The sequence below is a fragment of the Rhodoferax sp. genome, assembly GCF_012927445.1.
GTDB lineage: Bacteria > Pseudomonadota > Gammaproteobacteria > Burkholderiales > Burkholderiaceae_C > Rhodoferax.
This window is the reverse complement of the sequence record NZ_JABBPD010000003.1, coordinates 195626-211944: the sequence shown is the minus strand read 5'-3', so window position 1 is coordinate 211944 and position 16319 is coordinate 195626. Positions and strand designations below refer to the sequence as shown.

The window sequence follows — 16319 nt, the reverse complement described above, 5'->3', positions numbered from 1 at the left end:
CCCGTTGCGCTAGAAACCGTAGGAAACAGCCACGATGCCGGTGGCGCTATCGCGCTGGCGCGTCAGTGGACTGTTCTGGGCATCGCCCTGAAGGCTGCTGGCCGATACGGCCGTCGTAATCGCCGTGCGGGGGTTCAGCTGGTAGGTCACGGACACGTTGGCATGCACATCGCGCAGACCGGCGCCAGGGGTGTAGACGGCGTAGCCGCTGCTCAGGCTTTGCACCGCATCGACCCCGAAGTAGGACTGCTGGTATTCGGCGTTGGCAAAAGTGGCGGCCACGCCCAGGCCCAGGCGCCACTGCGGCGCCAGCGCCCGGGCGTAAGCCGCACCCAGATCGAGCAACATGCCCCGACTGTTATTGCCCGCGCCATAGCGCAGCGATGAGGTCAGCACCATCTGGGGATTGATGGCGTAGTTGAAGAAGCCACCCAACTCCGGCTTGGCATCAATGTCACCCATGCCGTTGAGCGCGCTGGAGCGGCTTTGTGCGCGGCCCAAATCGGCGGTTACGCGCAAGCCATAGTCCAGGTCCGGGCGGCTGGACAAGTTGACGCCGATGCCGTTGGTTGTGCCGGCAAACCAGCCATTCTTCCACTGGTAGTCCAGCAGCGGAACAAGCAGGTTGCGGTGCTCGTCGGAGCCCTGGTATTGGCGGGTGGCGAGCACGGCGGCGCCCACGGTGCCACCGTCGCTACCGGGTGCGGCACCGTAAAGACGCACGGCGTCAAAGGCCTGGGCGAACACCAGAGGGGTGGTCAGGGTCAAACCGGCGGCGAGCGCCGCCATTTTGAGAGAACGATTGGCAAGGGTCACAGAAAACTCCGAGGGGCGAATGGTTGGGGAAATCAATGGGCAGATCATGCATCACGCCGGGCCTATTCCTGTCTAGGAGAGTTTGCTATTTAATTAATAGCGTATTGCGTAGAATACACGGGGGCTGGAGGCCTATTTCATGCTTAGTCTTGGCAGATTACATATCAGTTACCTGCAAGAAGTGAAGGACAGGTTTGTAGCGTTAGCGGGTCTACAGAAATTCAAAATTCCCGCCCGAGACCTGACGTTGCCATCAGTAGCCCGACAGTCAGCTGTGTCGCCACGATTTCAACCAATTAGGTATCCGGACTCGACCAACTCCAGTAATCCACGATGGTTCCATTGAAAGTCCGGTCTACACCTCAAAGCCGACGCCGACCTGCGGCAAATGGTCGGCACCGAAACGAAGGGTCGCCTATTCTGTAGCGGCGCAGTTGTCGCAATGAGTGTGCCGCCACCGGCCTTCACGTAATTTGCCAGGTGCGCCACAGCGTTCGCATGTGCAAAGGCTATCAATATTTTCGACCTGCAAAATCAGCGTCCGTAATTCGTCAGAGAGTGGGCCATTGACGTAAAAACGCAAGCCACCCATTTTTTCTTTGATCTGAGCGACGCGCGGCCAGCGCTCCTTGGGCACGTCCTTCGCAATAAGCATTCCGATTTCGTTTTCACAGGCACGACTCAACCGATCAATCAAGTCGAACCAGCCGTCTTCGCATTCGATGCCACGCTGATCAAACGGGGCCAGGTCATCCACCAAAAGACCGGGAATGACATCAGGGTCAACCAAACGCATTCCCGGTGAGCGGAAAAAATTTGGATACCGCTGGAGAAATTCCGTCTGAAATTGAGCTTGCATCGCTTTGCTCCGGTTTATCAATAAATGACGCAGACGAGCTTAGTTGCCCCATATACAAGGGCTATCTTTCATGACACCGATTTGGATGACCTGAGCTGGAGGTTGTACCGGTGCTTGTCGATCCACAATAGATGCAATGTTGACCATCACTTCCATGTTTGTGGCATCCATCGGGATGACCCGAGTTTGACGTGGTTCCGTAACTGGTTGAGTTGCAGAATACGCAGTGCTTCAAATCTACGCCTGTATGTTCATGGCATCCATGAGGATGACCAGAGTTGGATGTAGTTCCAAAACTTGACGAACCGCAAAACTTACATTTAGTTCCCATTTCAAATCTCCTTAATGTTGATTCCAGATTAACGCTTCACTTGACCTAGGAATCATGCTGATGTTTTTGTCACAGCTTAGATGCCAGCGCCGAATCAAGGCTGAGAACTGCATTGCGCAATCCATGAAGTGGCTATTCATATTAGTTTGGGTCATTCGACCAGCTTAATGCCAGCCTTTTCCAGTCGACTCAAAACGGACCCAGTCTCGAAACTCCAGTCAACTGGCATTGTTGTTTTTAATTTAAGTTCAATGTCAAGTAAACGCGCCTCATCTGGAGAGATGTGAGCTATTCGTAAGAACGTACCAATCATTTCAGCGACATCTTCTACTTGCTTCCCATCGTGAAACATTTCAAAGGCACGGTTGCGTATTAGTGCACACGGAACAAGATGCTCTTTATGACCACCGCCCTTTGTTGATTTCCCGATCAGAATTAAAGGTTCATGAACCAACGTGTCAAATAAACGCGAATGCACATCTGCCTTCGTTCCCCGCGGATTCTCATCTTGTTGCTCTTCCCAAAAATTCTGTAAAACCCAAGCAGTCCGAAAAAAAGCTCGTTTTTGTAATTCTTCACGCGTGAATCGTGCCATTTATGTCTCCAGTAACTATTGCTAATCAAACATCTAACTCCGGAATCTATTGACCCGTCAACGAACTCCGTGAGACCTTGCACATTGCATCCCCAAACCCCAGCAACCACCAGTCCAACATATCCGAGTCCACCACCGTTGCCGTGATCTCGTAAGCGTCATCCAGTTCCACCACCTGCTGATCAACAGACAGCGGGCATTCCACGATGTGTAGCCCTGCGCTTTTCTCAATCCGAAAACTCAGGCGAATCTGTGTGCCATCGCCATAACCAAAGTGACCATCGTCATCGAAGTGTTTGAGGTCGAAATCCTTGGGCCGCTCGAACGTCAGGGTAGATGCCTTGGCCGAAATCATGCGGTGCAGCGCCAGGCAGCGTTCATCGTCGTAGCCATCAAACCGGCAAACCAGGTACATCCGCGGCCCCTGTTGTGCCAGACCCAACGGCATGACCTTGGAATTGGTCTTATTACCCGCCGCATTTTGGTAATCCACGTCCAGCCACTGGTTGCCGTACAGCGCATTGCTGACTTGCTCAAACACGTCGTGGTCAATTTTGGGCGGCAGCAGCGGCTGGCTGGTGCTGACCACGCGCACTTTGTCCAGCCATTCGCGTTCGCGCTGGGTTTTGGTCGTCTCGCCCAACTGGCTGCGGGCCTGATCAAAAAACCCGTCCATCGACTTCACCAACTTGGTCGGCAGCAAGCTGCCCAGTTGTTGCTCAGCCAGCGTGAGTAATAGGCATTCCTGCGGGCTCAGGCTGCCAATGGTCAAGCCCCTGGCTGACTCTTTCCAGCGGTAACGGTAGGGTTTGCTGCTCATGTCCCGCTCGATGCCGTACAGGTCAGCATCGCACAGGCTTTCGAGCAGACGCTGAATCGTTCTCGGCTCGCGGGCAAAGCCATCATTCGCCAGTTTCTTCTGTAGCTCAGTGGCGGTGATGGTTCCGCGCTTGGGGATGGAATGCAGCAGTTCGATTGAAAGCTGCAATGTTTCGTGGGGGCTCGGTCGTTTGGACATACAGATGTAGGGCCTACAGTTTCAGGTCAGTGCGACCAGCAAACACCTGCCACAGGCGCACCATGGCGTAGGTATCGAGCTTGCAATAGGCCAGCAGTTGTTGCTCGATCTGGTTTTTGCGTTCGGCTGGGGTGTCGGGGTGAATCGCTTCCAGAAAAGCCTCCATCGCCATGCCGCCGTCTTGCACTCCATCGAGAGCGTCATAACGCAGTTCTGGTACCACGGCAGGCAGCACTTTCTTGATGCTCCAACTGCCTTGCTGGCTCGGGTGGTAGTAGCGCTCACGGGCAATGGGCAGCAAGTCCACGACGCGGGCGTTAATGGCCAGCAGCGATGCGCTGAATTGCGGATAGCGCGTGGCCAGCTCACTCATGCGCGATGTTTCAAACCCGGCGTTGTACACATACACTGGCCCGCTTTCACCGCAGGCAGCGATTAAAGCTTGGGCGAATGGCTCGGCCGGGTCGCCGCCAGAAATATCAAGAAACTCGGTGTGCTCAAGCTGGCCCGCTTCCGACAAGGTGTGTAGGCTGAACTGAAAGGTGTTTTGTTGGTAAGGGCGCGTGCCTTGCCAGATGGGCACGGCAAACTGAATGGTCTCGAAGTCCAGAAAATATGCGGGCAGGCAATGAATCGCCAACTCGGCGGCGGCGCCATCCGCATCGAAGAACACGGTGTTGGCCAAGGTATGGGTCTTCACCCGTAGTTGCCTGGCGTTGAGCAGATCGTCGGACACGTCTGCCAGCTCAATCACACACTGGGCGGCTAACTGCTGTGCTTTGGCGCCAAAGTAAGGCAGCCAATAGACTGGATATTGTGCTTTCGGTTCGTCGCGGCTGCAATAGTCATAAAAGCCACAGGAAAAAGGCGTTTCGCAATGGGCACCAATGTCGATGACTGGCTCGGATGGCATGGCGTCCACGCTTTGCGCCTGCGCAATCCAGCCTTTGACTTCGTCGGTGCGGGAGAAGGCTTCTGCCGTAAGGTCGGCCTCGACCAAAAGCCCACTGTAGTCCCCATTACCCGGATAGGTCCACGAACTGTCAATGTGCGCCAGGGCGATGGACTGCAATAGCACGCCGGCTGACTTGGCGATGAAAGCTTGTACCGCCACGTCGTCGCGGTGGTAGTCCTTGACGCTGGTGGAGGATTTGACTTCGACCATGCGCCAGACCTGTTGGCCATCTTGTTGTTCAGGCAGCATGACGTCAGCAAAGGCCAGTGCGCCACCGGCACAGAAACCGGCTTCAAAGATGGGCTGTGGGGTGCCAAGCAGTTCCGTGGTGCGCTCGAACGCACGAGGGAACCCCTCGCTTTGCACGTCAATGAGCGCACCCAGATTTTCTGGGTCGTAAATTTGATGGGCGATGTCGCCCACCTGGTAGCCGATCTGAAAGCTCGCCTGCGTGGCATCAGAGTCCTCGCGCAGATCCGGACGATGAATTTCCAGCCACAGACGCTTGGGACACTGGCGTAGCGCCAGCAGTTTTGATTTTGAAAAATTGCGCATAGTGCGCACCTCCCTGTTTTTTTTTGTCAGTCTAACGCCCAGCCCGCCTGCAGCAGGGCATCTACCTCTGCAAAACGGTATGCATTGCCTCCTTTTTGGGCGAGCAATATCAGACGGTCATTGCAAAGATCGTCGTAAGTCGCATAAGCACCGCCCAGTGTTATGTGCTTGAAGTGCAGACCGCCGTCCGCAGTGACGGGCAGTTGTTCAAGAGCGTCACGGGTTTGTTGTTGCAGTCTTTCAGACCAGCTGGATGTGGGGTGGTTTGTCATGGCGATGGTTTTGAGAGATTGACGTCATTGTCAGGATGGGTGCGTCACACTGTGTCGTACGTCTGTGAATACTTGGCACATTGACCCAACACAACGAGGCACTTATGGATTGCATCGACGTCTATTACTCACCTAAACAGGTATCCTGCCCGGACAGTTCGTCCCCCAGCCCACGTAAACCGGCTTTGGTGGTGGCGAACTGGATCGAGCAAGGTTTACCTATCCACATCGTGGAGCCCCTGCCGACCAGTCGCGATCAGATTGCGCTGGCCCATTCACACGAGTACGTGGATGGCATCCTGAATTGCGAACTGATGAATGGATTTCGTGGCCGTCAGCGGGACGTGGCGGACTCGTTACCCTGGACTTGCGGATCACTGCTGTCAGCCGCACGTGGTGCCTTGAACAATGGACTGGTCACCTGTTCCCCAACTTCAGGGTTTCATCATGCGGGGTATGAAACCGGCTACGGTTACTGCACCTTCAATGGGCTGATGGTGACGGCATTGGCCTTAAAGCTGGAGGGAAAAGTTCAACGCGTCGGCATTCTTGACTGCGACCAACACTATGGCGATGGCACGGCTGAAATCATGGCTGTGCTGAATATTGATTGGATTCGACTTGTTTCGCAAGAACACTGGAGTCCAACTGACGCGGAGCCATTCATTGATCAGTTGCCCCAAGTGGTACGCAGCTTTGCTGACTGCGACTTGCTGATTTACCAGGCAGGTTCTGACCCGCACATCAATGACCCGCTGGGCGGTTTTCTTACCACCAACGAATTGGCCGTGCGTGACCGTATCGTTTTTTCTGTGGCAAAGTCAATCGGCATCCCGGTGGTGTGGAATCTGGCCGGTGGCTATCAAGAGCCATTGGCCCGCGTGCTGGAAATTCACCGCAATACGATGCTGGCGTGTGTCGCTGAGTACGGTTAAGTTTCCCGGATGCCACAGTCCAAAATTTGGCGATAACCATTCACATACCTTGAACCAATCAGTCCGGCTTGTTCCATCGCCTCAAGCAAGCGGGCTGCATGGTTGTAGCCCAACTTGAGGTGGCGCTGAACCAGGCCAATACTGGCCTTTTGATTGATCATCACCACAGCCACTGCTTGGGCGTACAACGGGTCTGGCGCAATTTCTTGCGCGCCCGGTTCAGTGGGTTCGTTGGAGGTGCGTGGCAATGAGGCTGCAAGCGGTTGCCGTTCAGCAAAAAATGTTGCACTAGGTAGCAATGCACAGACCGTGACTGACATGAGTGTGTGAATGCAAAGGCGGCGATTCATTGTGAGTTCTCTGATTAATTTGATAAGAGAAGACTATGGATCAACACTGCGATGAGATGTGTCGCCTGTGGGGTGATTTTTATCAAAAACCGAATACTTCATTCACGCTGTTAGGTTGCTTCTGCTCGGCAAGCAAACCTCATCAGAGGGAACTGGCAGTCGGCTTTACATTCCATTGCCGACACTCAGACTCAGGCTTATGGCCGACCGCTTCGGGCACTGACTTTAGTAGACTGATTGCAGCCATTCACTTCGCTACTAAGCAGTCGTTAACGTTTGAATTAAGGGGCGCCGTTAGGCGTCCCGCTTGAATGATGGGTTAGAGCAGGCCATATTTGTAACTTTGCAAATTGATAGGCGGCAACTCCATAAATTGCTGATGATATTGGTATAAGAAATTGTTTTCAGTTTTTTTTGGATCTTTTGACTCAAATATTTCTATATATATATTTCCGTAGGCGGATATTATTTGATGGTACCTGTCCCAGTACTCATTTGCCTCATGGGTAATTTTATTTATATAGCGATCGTACAAGCTTCCATCAGCTTTCCCGATATAAATAATGGGGTTTTTCCCTTTTAATCTTGGTATATCAGATTGTGTTTTCCATATGTACACAATTCCCCTTTGTTGCTTTGATTCTATTAACAACGCTTCAAGTTGGGCTTTGAAATCATCAATATTTGTAGCTGATATAGTTTTTGGAGCGATTGATGTACTAACTACAAGATCACAGTGCATTATTTCTCCAGTTCTAACGTAATGTATAGAGAAAAACATGCTATATATACTGAACCTTGCTCCATATACTGGTCATGAATTTCCCCTGAGAGTGGCTTTTAGCCTTGGTTTTAGTGGTTTTCTCGGATTATTTGCAGATATAAAAATTTCGACAAACCCCGCAGATTGTTCTTTTTTGATTCTAGGCTTCAAACAAGCCAATTTTGAAATTGGAGGAGCACTTCGACTGACCGCTTCCGTTTAGGTTTTACGACGCCTGCCCTCAGGCTTGGGCTGAGTCGCTCCGGTCAGTGGTTACGGGCTGGCATTCCACAAACCTAAACGGTTGCAGTCATTCAAGCGACGTGCGTTACGTATTTTTTGTTTGCCACTCACTTCGTTCCTATGAGATTTATCAAGCGATTCGTCTTCAATTGGTTCAGGATTTAACAGCCTAGGCATTTGTCAGCAACGCCTGGACACCCGTAATCTGCTGGCACCCGCTACAAAAGGAGTACCTCATGGCATTCTTGCTGATAAGGCACAAAGTCAAGGAATTCAAGACTTGGAAGACTGGTTACGACGGCCACCAGTCAAAACGCACCGAAGCAGGTCTCACAGAGAAATATCTACTTCGAAACTCGGACGATGCCAACGAGGTTGTTATTCTTTTTGAAGTGCAAGATATCAATCGAGCGAAGGCGTTTGCAGCTTCCGCAGACCTACGCGAGAAGATGCAAGAAGTTGGGGTGGTCGACAAGCCAGACATTTACTTCCTCGAGAGCTAAGGGACCGACCGGTTCCAATGGACAGCCATTGAATCGCTATAAAATACATAGCCTCATGCGCATGTTGTACGGGGGCTAGAGGCCTAAAACGTCGCAGATTCAACTACAAAGTGCATCAGTAGGAAGTTTAAGCGGAGTCATTTTCAAGCGATAAAAGACCTCATGCGGGGTGCGATAGCCCAGGCACTTGCGAGGTCGGTGGTTAAGCCGATACACCGCCTCATTGACCTCATCCTGGCTCACCTTGAGCAGGTTGGTCTGCTTGGGAAAGAACTGGCGCAACAAGCCATTGTGGTTTTCATTGAGCCCATGCTCCCAGGAGCAGTACGGATGCGCAAAGTACACCCGGGCCTTCAAGCACTGGGCGATGAATTCATGCTCGGAGAACTCTTTGCCATTGTCAAAGGTCAAGGTCTTGCACTTGGCCTTGTGGGGCCGTAGCAGCGCGATGATGGCCGGTGTGACCTTCGCGCTGTGGCGCGAGTCCAACTGGCAGGCCAGGGTATAGCGAGATTTTCGCCCCACCAGCGTGACCAGCACACCCTGGTGCCCTTTGCCAATGACGGTGTCCCCCTCCCAGTCGCCAATACGGCTGCGTTTGTCCACCACGGTGGGACGCTGCTCAATACCGATGCGATTCTTCAGCACGCCTCGGCGCTCCTGGCCACTGGCGTAGCGTTTGCGGCGTACCTTTTGACAGCGCAGGTAACTCACCAAGTCCCCGCCTGTCGCCTTGTCTTGGTAGGCGTGTTGGTAAATGCACTCGGCACTGATGCTGATGGCTTTCTCCAGCCTGAGTCGCCCACTGCACTGCTGGGGCGAGAGGTGCAGGCGCAGGTAACGACGGCCATCAATCAATTGCACCGCATTGGCGGCCGCTACGCGCTGTGCACCATGTGCATTGGCGTCGGCCAAGGCATTGCGGTGATCATCGAACGCGTCTGATATTGGGGGGTTAATCCCCCAAGCCAATTGGTGCGGGCGCGCGCGACACAATACGCGTGAACAGCCGGTCGTACACCGGGTCACGCGGGTACTTGCCGGTGAGGGGATCGCAATTGGTGGCAAATGCGGCATCGAGTTCTTTCCAGTCGGCGTCGCTCAATACCTTTTGGGCTGCGGGCAGAATCACGGTCTCTTCCAGCCGCATGTGTTCCAGATAAAAAGCAAGATACTGTTTTGCCGCTTTCTCAAAAGCGACACGTCTGGATTCACCAACCAACTCCCACGCCAACAACAAATGCTGTAACTCGCGCACTGCCGATTCGCCCTTGACATGGTCATTTTCCAGTCGGTCAATGGCCTCCGTGGTCTCGGGCGCCAATCGGGCGACGCGGGGGAAGAGCAGTTCTGATTCCTTGGGGTGATGCAGCCGTTCCGGAAACTCGTCAATGTAGAACAGCATGGCCCGCAATACATCAAAAAAACTTTCAGGCTCGTTGCCAGGACCACGTTCAACCATCATGCCAATGGAACGCAACATCGCCGCCAACGCAGCGTGCTCGTCGTGAATAATTCGAATGCTTTCGTGCGCCATGATGCGTCTCCCCTGTTTTAAAAGTAGTGACAGATGATAACTAAAACCACCTGATTCAAGCGACCCAATACGCAGCATCTGGCGGCATGTCGAGGCGCTTAATTGCCAAAATCGAGTGGCAGGCCAACGTAGTTTTCTGCAATCGTTCGCGAGCCCGCCTCGCTGTGCAGCAAGTAGTCGAGCTCGGCTTCCTGAAACTTGGCCACGATGGCGCCGTCATCCGGAAAGCGGTGCATCAATTGCGTGAACCACCACGAAAAACGCTCACCTTTCCAGATGCGCTTGAGGCAGCGCTCAGAGTAGGTATCGATGCCGGCTTCGGTTTTGTCCTGATAAAACTCGATGAGGGCGGTGGAAAGATATTTAACGTCCGTCGCTGCCAGATTCAGGCCCTTGGCGCCGGTGGGCGGCACGATGTGGCCCGCGTCGCCGGCCAGAAACATGCGGCCAAAGCGCAGCGGCTCGGTGATGAAGCTGCGCAGCGGCGCGATGCTCTTTTCGATCGACGGCCCGGTGATCAGTTTGTCGCGGCCTTCTTCATCCAGACGCAGGCGCAGTTCTTGCCAGAAAGCGTCGTCCGTCCATTCCTCCACGGTGTTGGTCAGTGGCACTTGCAGGTAGTAGCGGCTGCGCGTTTTGCTGCGTTGCGAGCACAGGGCAAAACCGCGCGGGCTGTTGATGTAGATGAGTTCATCGTGCACCGGCGGGGTATCGGACAGCAGGCCGAGCCAGCCGAAGGGATACACCTTCTCAAATTCCTTGATCGCGTTGCGCGGCGCGCTGGCGCGGCAGACGCCGTGAAAGCCATCGCAACCGGCGATGAAGTCACACTCGATCTCAAACTTTTGCCCGTCTTTCTCGTAGGTGACGCGTGGCTTCTTGCTATCAAAATCATGCACCGCTACGTTGTGGGCTTCATACACGGTCGTCAAACCGGCACTGGCGCGCGCGTCCATCAAGTCTTTCGTGAGGTCGGTCTGGCCGTAGACCATCACGTTTTTGCCGCCGGTAAGCTTGTTCATGTCAATACGGTGGCGTTGGCCGTTGTAAAGCATCTCGAAGCCGCCATGCACCAAGCCTTCTTTGTGCATGCGCTCGCCCACACCCGCTTCATCCAGCAGGTCAATGCAGACCTGCTCCAGAATGCCGGCGCGGATGCGGGTCAGCACGTAGTCGCCGGTCTGGCGTTCCAGAATGATGGCGTCAATGCCGGCTTTGTGCAGCAGTTGACCCAAAAGAAGACCCGAGGGGCCGGCGCCGATGATGGCTACTTGTGTACGCATGTTTGCTCCTGTTTTATCTGCGTCGAGCTTAGGAGGTCTGGGCCTTTGTTCCTCGTTGGATATTCAATATTTGTGCGATGATTGCACCCATTGCGCGATAGTCGCGCAACATATCGGATTTATGGGATGACCATCGCCAAAGCAGATTTCATCGAGGGCATGGCCAAGGGCATGGCGGTGCTGGAAAGTTTTGACACCGAACGCCAGCGCCTGAACGCCACACTCGCCGCGGCACGGGCCGGCATCACGCGGGCGGCGGCGCGGCGCCATTTACTGACACTGGCGCACCTCGGCTACCTGGAGACGGATGGCAGCTATTTTTGGTTGTCCAGCAAAGTGTTGCGTTTTTCGGGCAGCTATCTGGCATCCTCTCGCTTGCCTCGTGCGATACAACCCACGTTGAACCGGCTCGCCGTGCAGGCGCAAGAATCTTTCTCGGCAGTGGTGCTGGACGCTGACGAGGTGGTGATCGTGGCGCGCAGCGGCAATGACCGCACCTCATCGGCCACCGGGACGGGGCGCGTGATTGCCTACGGACTGCACATGGGGGCGAGGTTACCGGCCCATGTCACATCTACCGGGCGGGTGTTGCTGGCCGCTAAAACCAAAGCGGCGTTCAGTGCATGGATGAAGGGGCGCAACCTGGCCCGCATGACGCCCATGACCACCACGGACACCAAGGAATTTCGCGCGCTCATCGAAAAAGTTCGCCAAGATGATTTTTGCCTGTCCAGCGAAGAACACGAACTGGGCGTTCACGCCTTGGCGGTGCCGTTGCGCAATACCAAAGGGGTGACGGTCGCGGCGCTTAACGTGGTGGCATCCCACGATCGCTTGTCAACATTGGCGATGCAACGGGACTTGCTTCCTTTACTGTTTGAAGCGGCCCGGGAGCTGCGTCCGCTGTTGTAGATTGTTTTACCTATGGTTTGTGCCGGCAATCAGCCGGTCTGCAAACTCTTCCCAACGAGCGCCTTTGGGCAAGTCGTCAAACACGCCATCACGGGTTTGTTGCGCCATCCAATCGTGTTTCCCGGCGATAGCGGTTGACATCCAGGGTTCAAAGCCGGCCTCTTGTACCGTATTGGCGGCTTCGCGCATTTCCTCGGCCCGGCGCTTGCCATGCTGCGCCACGCGGCTGAAGAAGTAAGCGCCGGTCGCTTCCCAGTCGATAGATGGGAACGTCTCGGCCAAGGTCGGGATCATGTGGCTTTCGACGCCGTATTTTCGGGCGGTGGTGTAGCTCTCAATCACCAGCGCTTCCAGTCCCTTGATCATCACGCTGCGGCACATTTTGATCGCGGAGGCCATCCCGATCTCGGTCGCCACGGCTTTGGCGTCCATGCCGAAGGCGGCTAATTTTTCAGCCAGTGCCTGCGCTTGGGCCCCGCCCAGCAGCATCGGCACCCGAATGCCATAGGGTGGCACCGAGGTCATGACACCGGCCTCCACGTAGTGCGCCCCGGCCGCCTCAATGACCTGCGCCGCCTGCTGTTTGGTCCCCGGTGACGCTGAATTGAGATCCAGAAAAATGGCACCCGGGCGAATGTGCAACGCGGCCGCCTGCGCCACCGCCAGCGTGTTGGAGGCCGTCACGGCAGAAATCAAAAAGTCAGCTTTTTCGCACAGCGCTTTCATTGAGTCCCTTGCCAGCACGCCGGCTTGCGCCGCATGGGCCAGCTCGGCATCACGCGCCATAGCGGGGGTGATGGTGGCGTCGAACTTGAGATCCCATGCGCTGACGTCAATCACCTTACTTTTGAGCCCCTCAGTGAAAATTTTACCAACCTCGCCGTAGCCCACCATGCCAATATGTTCAAGTTTCATTCGCTTGTCTCTTTGTAAGTAAAAAAGTAGTGTTTTTGGCCTCTAGCCCGCATGAAATATGCGTAATAAGCTATCAATATTGCAGCAAGTTATCAGTGCCGGGCGAGCGGTCACTTAGTCGGGTTTCGCAAGCTTTGCCATGGTTTGGCGAATCAGTGTCAGGGTGGCCTGCTGTGTCAGCGTGGCCGGGCGCAACGAGCTGGTAGCGAGTGACACCTTGGTGCGCAGTTCCGGTGCATTGATCGTGCGCACCGAAAACGCCGAAGGTCTGACCGAGGTGGCGACCGCGTTGCGCGACAACACGGCACTGCCTGCGCCGTCAGCCACCAGATCAAGAATGGCGAATACGCCGTCGATTTCGAGCGCAATTTTCAGGCGGCAGCCAATGTTCGCCATTTCTGACTCGACTTGCATCCGAATAGCATTAGGCCGACTCGGAATCACCAAAGACAATTGCGCGACTTCTTTCAGTGAGATCGGTCCGGGCGGCGGTTCTTCCTGTAAACCCGGCGGACGCGCCTGCACCAGCAGCAAGTCTTCATCCGGCAAGGGCGAGATTTCAATCTCATGGCTGGGCTGGGTGTTGTACAGCACCGCAATGTCCAGTCGCCCATTCACCAGCGACTCTTGCATGGGCACGGACAAGCCTTCGCTGATGGAGATGGTTGCATCCGGCATTTGCTGACGAAAAGCCTTGGTCAGCGGTACGGTGAGCACGCGTGCCAGGCTGGTGGGCAAACCCACGGCAACGCGCCCGGCAAGCGAACCCCGCACCCGCCCCAGTTCCTCCCGGGCCCGTTCAACCTGGTGCAAAATGCCGCGCCCATGCGCCAGCAACAGCTTGCCTGCTTCCGTGGGCACGGCGCCGCGACCATTGCGCGTCAGCAGGCTTTGATGCAACTCCACCTCCAGCAGCCGCACCTGACGGCTCAGCGCGGGTTGCGCGATGTCCAGGGCAATGGAGGCGCGGGTAAAACTACCCAGTTCGGCGACACGCACAAAGTATTCCAGTTGTTTGAGGTCCATTTTTTACCACAAGTGAATATCTAGTTATCAATTATGCCAACTTGCAATAACTGCTAGTAGTTTCCCCGACTTAACAACAGGGGGAGTTCTAGACAAAATACCGCCCATGCAAACCGCTGGAACGACTGTCTGGAGATGCTGCTCATAATCGCTGTATGACTGCACTATGCGAATTTCAAATACCTCATATTGGTTTCGATGCATTTACAGTAATTTGGTCTGCTTCTACGATTCGCGCCCTCACGCCAGTTTCATCGTCAACAATAAAAATTTCCCCACTGACGTGGTAATTTTGCCGCGCCAGGCCCTCGAGTGAATAGGAGACAAACATGCAAATCAAGAAATCCAAAGTCTGGCTCGCCGCACTGGGCGCATGCGCGCTCAGTCTGGCGGCATCCGCCGCTGAACCCCTGAAAATTGGACTGGTGTTGCCGATGTCCGGCCCGTTTGCCTCTTATGGCAAGCAGATCGAACACGGTGCGCGGCTCTATTTGGAACAGTCCGGTGGCACATTCTCTGGCCGCAAGGTCGAGCTGATCATCAAGGACGACACCGGTGTTGCGCCTGAAATCAGCAAGCGCGCCGCGCAGGAACTGGTCGTCAAAGACAAGGTGCATGTGCTCGGCGGCTTCGGCTTGACCCCCTCGGCCTTTGCTGCAGCCCCCATCGCCAGCGAGTCGCACACGCCGATGATCGTCATGAACGCGGCCACCTCGTCGATCACCACCAAATCCGACTACATCCTGCGCGTCTCGCACACGCTGCCGCAGGTGACCGCACCGGTGGCCAGCTGGGCCGCCAAAAACAAGATCAAGAAGGTGTACACCCTGGTGGCCGACTATGGCCCTGGCCATGATGCCGAAGCCCAGTTCAAGAAGACATTCACCGCCGCCGGCGGTGAGATCGTCGGCGAAGTGCGCACCCCGGTGAAGAGCCCGGACTTTGCCCCTTTCCTGCAAAAAATCAAGGATGCCAAACCCGAAGCCGTGTTCCTGTTTGTGCCACCCGGCGAGCAAACCATCGCGTTCATCAAGGGGTTTGTCGAGCGTGATCTGGCCAAGGCAGGCATTCGCATCATTGCCACCGGTGACCTGACCTCTGAAGACGTGCTGGACGGCGTGGGCGACAACGCGTTGGGCATTGTCAATTCCTTCCATTACTCCGAAGCGCACAACTCGCCCGAGAACAAGACTTTCGTGCAAGCCTATTACAAGGCTTACCCCAAGGATCGGCCCAATTTCATGGCGGTCAGCGGGTATGACGGCATGCAGCTGATTGCCAAGACGCTGGAAAAAACCGGTGGTGATGCCAGTGGCGACAAATTCATGGCCGCCGCCAAAGGCCTGGGCTGGACCAGCCCGCGCGGCCCCATCAGCATCGACCCTGTGACGCGCGACATCGTCCAGACTATTTACATCCGCAAGGTGGAGAAGGTGGCGGACAAACTGCAAAACGTCGAGTTTGAGCAGACTGCCAATTTCAGAGACCCTGGCAAGCCTTAAACCGGTTTTGTCAGCCTTGCCCGGGAGGTGCCCACCATCTCCCGGCGTGATCTATTCATGTTTCCCAGCCATAGGTAATCACCATGACTATTCTGTTCGACGGCATCGCCTCGGGGATGTTGTTATTCCTGATCAGCGTGGGCCTTTCGGTCACCCTCGGTCTGATGAATTTCGTCAACCTCGCTCACGGCGCCTTTGCCATGGTGGGGGGCTATGTCTGCGTCACCTTGCTCAACCAGCTTGGCGTGCCTTTTCTGCTTTCCTTGCCGCTGGCCGGTCTGCTGACGGCGCTGGTCGGCGTGATCTTCGAACGCACCTTGTACCGTCGGCTCTATTCGGCCACGCACCTCGATCAGGTGCTGTTTTCCATCGGCCTGGTGTTCATGTCGATGGCGACCGCCCATTACTTTTTTGGACCACAGCAGCAGCCCCTGACCCTGCCTGACTTCCTGCGCGGACAAATCAAATTACCCGGGCTGGACATGGGGGTGTACCGCCTGTTCCTGATTGTTCTCAGTCTGGCCATTGCTTTTGGCCTGCAACGCATGGTGAGCGGCACGCGTTTTGGCGCCCAGTTGCGGGCCTCGGTGGATAACCCGCGTGCGGCCCGTGGCGTTGGCATCAACGTGGAGCGCATCTTTACCCTGACCTTCGCGCTGGGTTCGGGCTTAGCCGGGCTGGGTGGCGCATTGGGCGTGGAAATGTTGGGCCTCGATCCCGGTTTTCCGGTCAAGTACCTTGTTTACTTTTTGATCGTTGTCGCGGTCGGGGGCAGTGGCAGCATCACCGGTTCGTTGGTGGCGTCGCTGGTGTTAGGGGTGGTCGATGTGGTCGGCAAATATTACGTGCCCCAGGTTGGCGCCTTCGTTATTTACGCCGTCATGGTGGTGATGCTGGTGTTGCGCCCGCAAGGCCTGTTTGGCCGCCGTGCGGCCCATTAAGGACATCA

Annotated in this window: 18 protein-coding genes; 5 read left to right on the top strand and 13 right to left on the bottom strand. The window is 55.2% G+C overall.

The window, feature by feature from the left end; genetic code table 11:
- Positions 1-9: 9 nt before the first annotated feature.
- The 6 genes from HHJ17_RS05225 to HHJ17_RS05200 form a co-directional block, all read right to left on the bottom strand.
- Positions 10-816, bottom strand: coding sequence for a MipA/OmpV family protein (locus tag HHJ17_RS05225; protein ID WP_296505166.1), 807 nt, complete (start codon positions 814-816; stop codon positions 10-12).
- 415 nt (positions 817-1231) lie between these two features.
- The gene (locus tag HHJ17_RS05220) at positions 1232-1675 is read right to left on the bottom strand and encodes a hypothetical protein (RefSeq protein WP_296505165.1); all 444 of its coding nucleotides are present in this window, start codon (positions 1673-1675) and stop codon (positions 1232-1234) included.
- A gap of 482 nt (positions 1676-2157) precedes the next feature.
- Positions 2158-2601: a hypothetical protein gene (locus HHJ17_RS05215; protein ID WP_296505164.1), complete on the bottom strand. Its 444-nt coding sequence runs from the start codon at positions 2599-2601 to the stop codon at positions 2158-2160.
- Positions 2602-2647: 46 nt separating this feature from the next.
- Positions 2648-3619 (bottom strand): WYL domain-containing protein, encoded by a 972-nt coding sequence (locus HHJ17_RS05210; RefSeq protein WP_296505162.1) that lies wholly within the window; start codon positions 3617-3619, stop codon positions 2648-2650.
- 13 nt (positions 3620-3632) lie between these two features.
- Positions 3633-5129 carry a DUF2779 domain-containing protein gene (locus HHJ17_RS05205; protein ID WP_296505160.1) on the bottom strand — a complete coding sequence of 499 codons (1497 nt, stop codon included), beginning with the start codon at positions 5127-5129 and terminating at the stop codon, positions 3633-3635.
- A gap of 26 nt (positions 5130-5155) precedes the next feature.
- Positions 5156-5401 carry a hypothetical protein gene (locus HHJ17_RS05200; protein WP_296505158.1) on the bottom strand — a complete coding sequence of 82 codons (246 nt, stop codon included), beginning with the start codon at positions 5399-5401 and terminating at the stop codon, positions 5156-5158.
- A 104-nt stretch (positions 5402-5505) separates the two neighbouring features.
- Between HHJ17_RS05200 and HHJ17_RS05195 the strand changes: the two genes are divergently transcribed.
- The gene (locus HHJ17_RS05195) at positions 5506-6336 is read left to right on the top strand and encodes a hypothetical protein (RefSeq protein ID WP_296505157.1); all 831 of its coding nucleotides are present in this window, start codon (positions 5506-5508) and stop codon (positions 6334-6336) included.
- On the opposite strand, the gene HHJ17_RS05190 is transcribed toward HHJ17_RS05195, so the two are convergent.
- Both HHJ17_RS05190 and HHJ17_RS05185 read right to left on the bottom strand, forming a co-directional pair.
- Positions 6333-6584, bottom strand: a complete 252-nt coding sequence (locus HHJ17_RS05190; protein ID WP_366557522.1) for a DNA translocase FtsK — start codon at positions 6582-6584, stop codon at positions 6333-6335. The two genes, HHJ17_RS05195 and HHJ17_RS05190, sit on opposite strands and share 4 nt — an antisense overlap.
- Positions 6585-7005: 421 nt before the next feature.
- Positions 7006-7467: a hypothetical protein gene (locus HHJ17_RS05185; RefSeq protein ID WP_296505155.1), complete on the bottom strand. Its 462-nt coding sequence runs from the start codon at positions 7465-7467 to the stop codon at positions 7006-7008.
- 461 nt (positions 7468-7928) lie between these two features.
- Between HHJ17_RS05185 and HHJ17_RS05180 the strand changes: the two genes are divergently transcribed.
- Positions 7929-8195, top strand: coding sequence for a hypothetical protein (locus HHJ17_RS05180; protein WP_296505154.1), 267 nt, complete (start codon positions 7929-7931; stop codon positions 8193-8195).
- A gap of 99 nt (positions 8196-8294) precedes the next feature.
- On the opposite strand, the gene HHJ17_RS05175 is transcribed toward HHJ17_RS05180, so the two are convergent.
- The 3 genes from HHJ17_RS05175 to pobA all read right to left on the bottom strand — a co-directional run bounded on the left by HHJ17_RS05175 (position 8295) and on the right by pobA (position 11015).
- The gene (locus HHJ17_RS05175; protein ID WP_296503276.1) at positions 8295-9059 is read right to left on the bottom strand and encodes an IS30 family transposase; all 765 of its coding nucleotides are present in this window, start codon (positions 9057-9059) and stop codon (positions 8295-8297) included.
- A 91-nt stretch (positions 9060-9150) separates the two neighbouring features.
- The gene (locus HHJ17_RS05170; protein ID WP_296503278.1) at positions 9151-9732 is read right to left on the bottom strand and encodes a hemerythrin domain-containing protein; all 582 of its coding nucleotides are present in this window, start codon (positions 9730-9732) and stop codon (positions 9151-9153) included.
- A gap of 98 nt (positions 9733-9830) precedes the next feature.
- A complete protein-coding gene (gene pobA / locus HHJ17_RS05165; RefSeq protein WP_296505152.1) occupies positions 9831-11015 on the bottom strand; it encodes a 4-hydroxybenzoate 3-monooxygenase in 1185 nt (394 codons plus the stop codon).
- Positions 11016-11141: 126 nt separating this feature from the next.
- Between pobA and HHJ17_RS05160 the strand changes: the two genes are divergently transcribed.
- On the top strand, positions 11142-11927 hold the full coding sequence (locus HHJ17_RS05160) for an IclR family transcriptional regulator C-terminal domain-containing protein (protein ID WP_296505150.1): 786 nt from the start codon (positions 11142-11144) through the stop codon (positions 11925-11927).
- Positions 11928-11933: 6 nt separating this feature from the next.
- Here HHJ17_RS05160 and HHJ17_RS05155 read toward each other — a convergent pair whose 3' ends face one another.
- Together HHJ17_RS05155 and HHJ17_RS05150 are read right to left on the bottom strand one after the other, a co-directional pair.
- Complete coding sequence (locus HHJ17_RS05155) at positions 11934-12842, bottom strand: DUF1932 domain-containing protein (RefSeq protein ID WP_296505148.1); 909 nt, start codon at positions 12840-12842, stop codon at positions 11934-11936.
- Between the two features lie 114 nt (positions 12843-12956).
- Complete coding sequence (locus tag HHJ17_RS05150; RefSeq protein ID WP_296505146.1) at positions 12957-13868, bottom strand: LysR substrate-binding domain-containing protein; 912 nt, start codon at positions 13866-13868, stop codon at positions 12957-12959.
- A 329-nt stretch (positions 13869-14197) separates the two neighbouring features.
- On the opposite strand from HHJ17_RS05150, the gene HHJ17_RS05145 reads away from it, so the two are divergent.
- On the top strand, positions 14198-15370 hold the full coding sequence (locus tag HHJ17_RS05145) for an ABC transporter substrate-binding protein (protein WP_296505145.1): 1173 nt from the start codon (positions 14198-14200) through the stop codon (positions 15368-15370).
- Between the two features lie 83 nt (positions 15371-15453).
- Positions 15454-16311: a branched-chain amino acid ABC transporter permease gene (locus HHJ17_RS05140; RefSeq protein WP_296503291.1), complete on the top strand. Its 858-nt coding sequence runs from the start codon at positions 15454-15456 to the stop codon at positions 16309-16311.
- Positions 16312-16319: the final 8 nt, after the last annotated feature.

What these genes read in the sequence shown, in the direction of transcription:
- HHJ17_RS05200 (WP_296505158.1), bottom strand. Translation starts at nt 5,401, where the DNA reads ATGACAAACCACCCCACATCCAGCTGGTCTGAAAGACTGCAACAACAA.
- HHJ17_RS05140 (WP_296503291.1), top strand. Translation starts at nt 15,454, where the DNA reads ATGACTATTCTGTTCGACGGCATCGCCTCGGGGATGTTGTTATTCCTG.
- HHJ17_RS05150 (WP_296505146.1), bottom strand. Translation starts at nt 13,868, where the DNA reads ATGGACCTCAAACAACTGGAATACTTTGTGCGTGTCGCCGAACTGGGT.
- HHJ17_RS05155 (WP_296505148.1), bottom strand. Translation starts at nt 12,842, where the DNA reads ATGAAACTTGAACATATTGGCATGGTGGGCTACGGCGAGGTTGGTAAA.
- HHJ17_RS05160 (WP_296505150.1), top strand. Translation starts at nt 11,142, where the DNA reads ATGACCATCGCCAAAGCAGATTTCATCGAGGGCATGGCCAAGGGCATG.
- HHJ17_RS05180 (WP_296505154.1), top strand. Translation starts at nt 7,929, where the DNA reads ATGGCATTCTTGCTGATAAGGCACAAAGTCAAGGAATTCAAGACTTGG.
- HHJ17_RS05215 (WP_296505164.1), bottom strand. Translation starts at nt 2,601, where the DNA reads ATGGCACGATTCACGCGTGAAGAATTACAAAAACGAGCTTTTTTTCGG.
- HHJ17_RS05220 (WP_296505165.1), bottom strand. Translation starts at nt 1,675, where the DNA reads ATGCAAGCTCAATTTCAGACGGAATTTCTCCAGCGGTATCCAAATTTT.
- HHJ17_RS05170 (WP_296503278.1), bottom strand. Translation starts at nt 9,732, where the DNA reads ATGGCGCACGAAAGCATTCGAATTATTCACGACGAGCACGCTGCGTTG.
- HHJ17_RS05210 (WP_296505162.1), bottom strand. Translation starts at nt 3,619, where the DNA reads ATGTCCAAACGACCGAGCCCCCACGAAACATTGCAGCTTTCAATCGAA.
- HHJ17_RS05195 (WP_296505157.1), top strand. Translation starts at nt 5,506, where the DNA reads ATGGATTGCATCGACGTCTATTACTCACCTAAACAGGTATCCTGCCCG.
- HHJ17_RS05145 (WP_296505145.1), top strand. Translation starts at nt 14,198, where the DNA reads ATGCAAATCAAGAAATCCAAAGTCTGGCTCGCCGCACTGGGCGCATGC.
- pobA (WP_296505152.1), bottom strand. Translation starts at nt 11,015, where the DNA reads ATGCGTACACAAGTAGCCATCATCGGCGCCGGCCCCTCGGGTCTTCTT.
- HHJ17_RS05185 (WP_296505155.1), bottom strand. Translation starts at nt 7,467, where the DNA reads ATGTTTTTCTCTATACATTACGTTAGAACTGGAGAAATAATGCACTGT.
- HHJ17_RS05205 (WP_296505160.1), bottom strand. Translation starts at nt 5,129, where the DNA reads ATGCGCAATTTTTCAAAATCAAAACTGCTGGCGCTACGCCAGTGTCCC.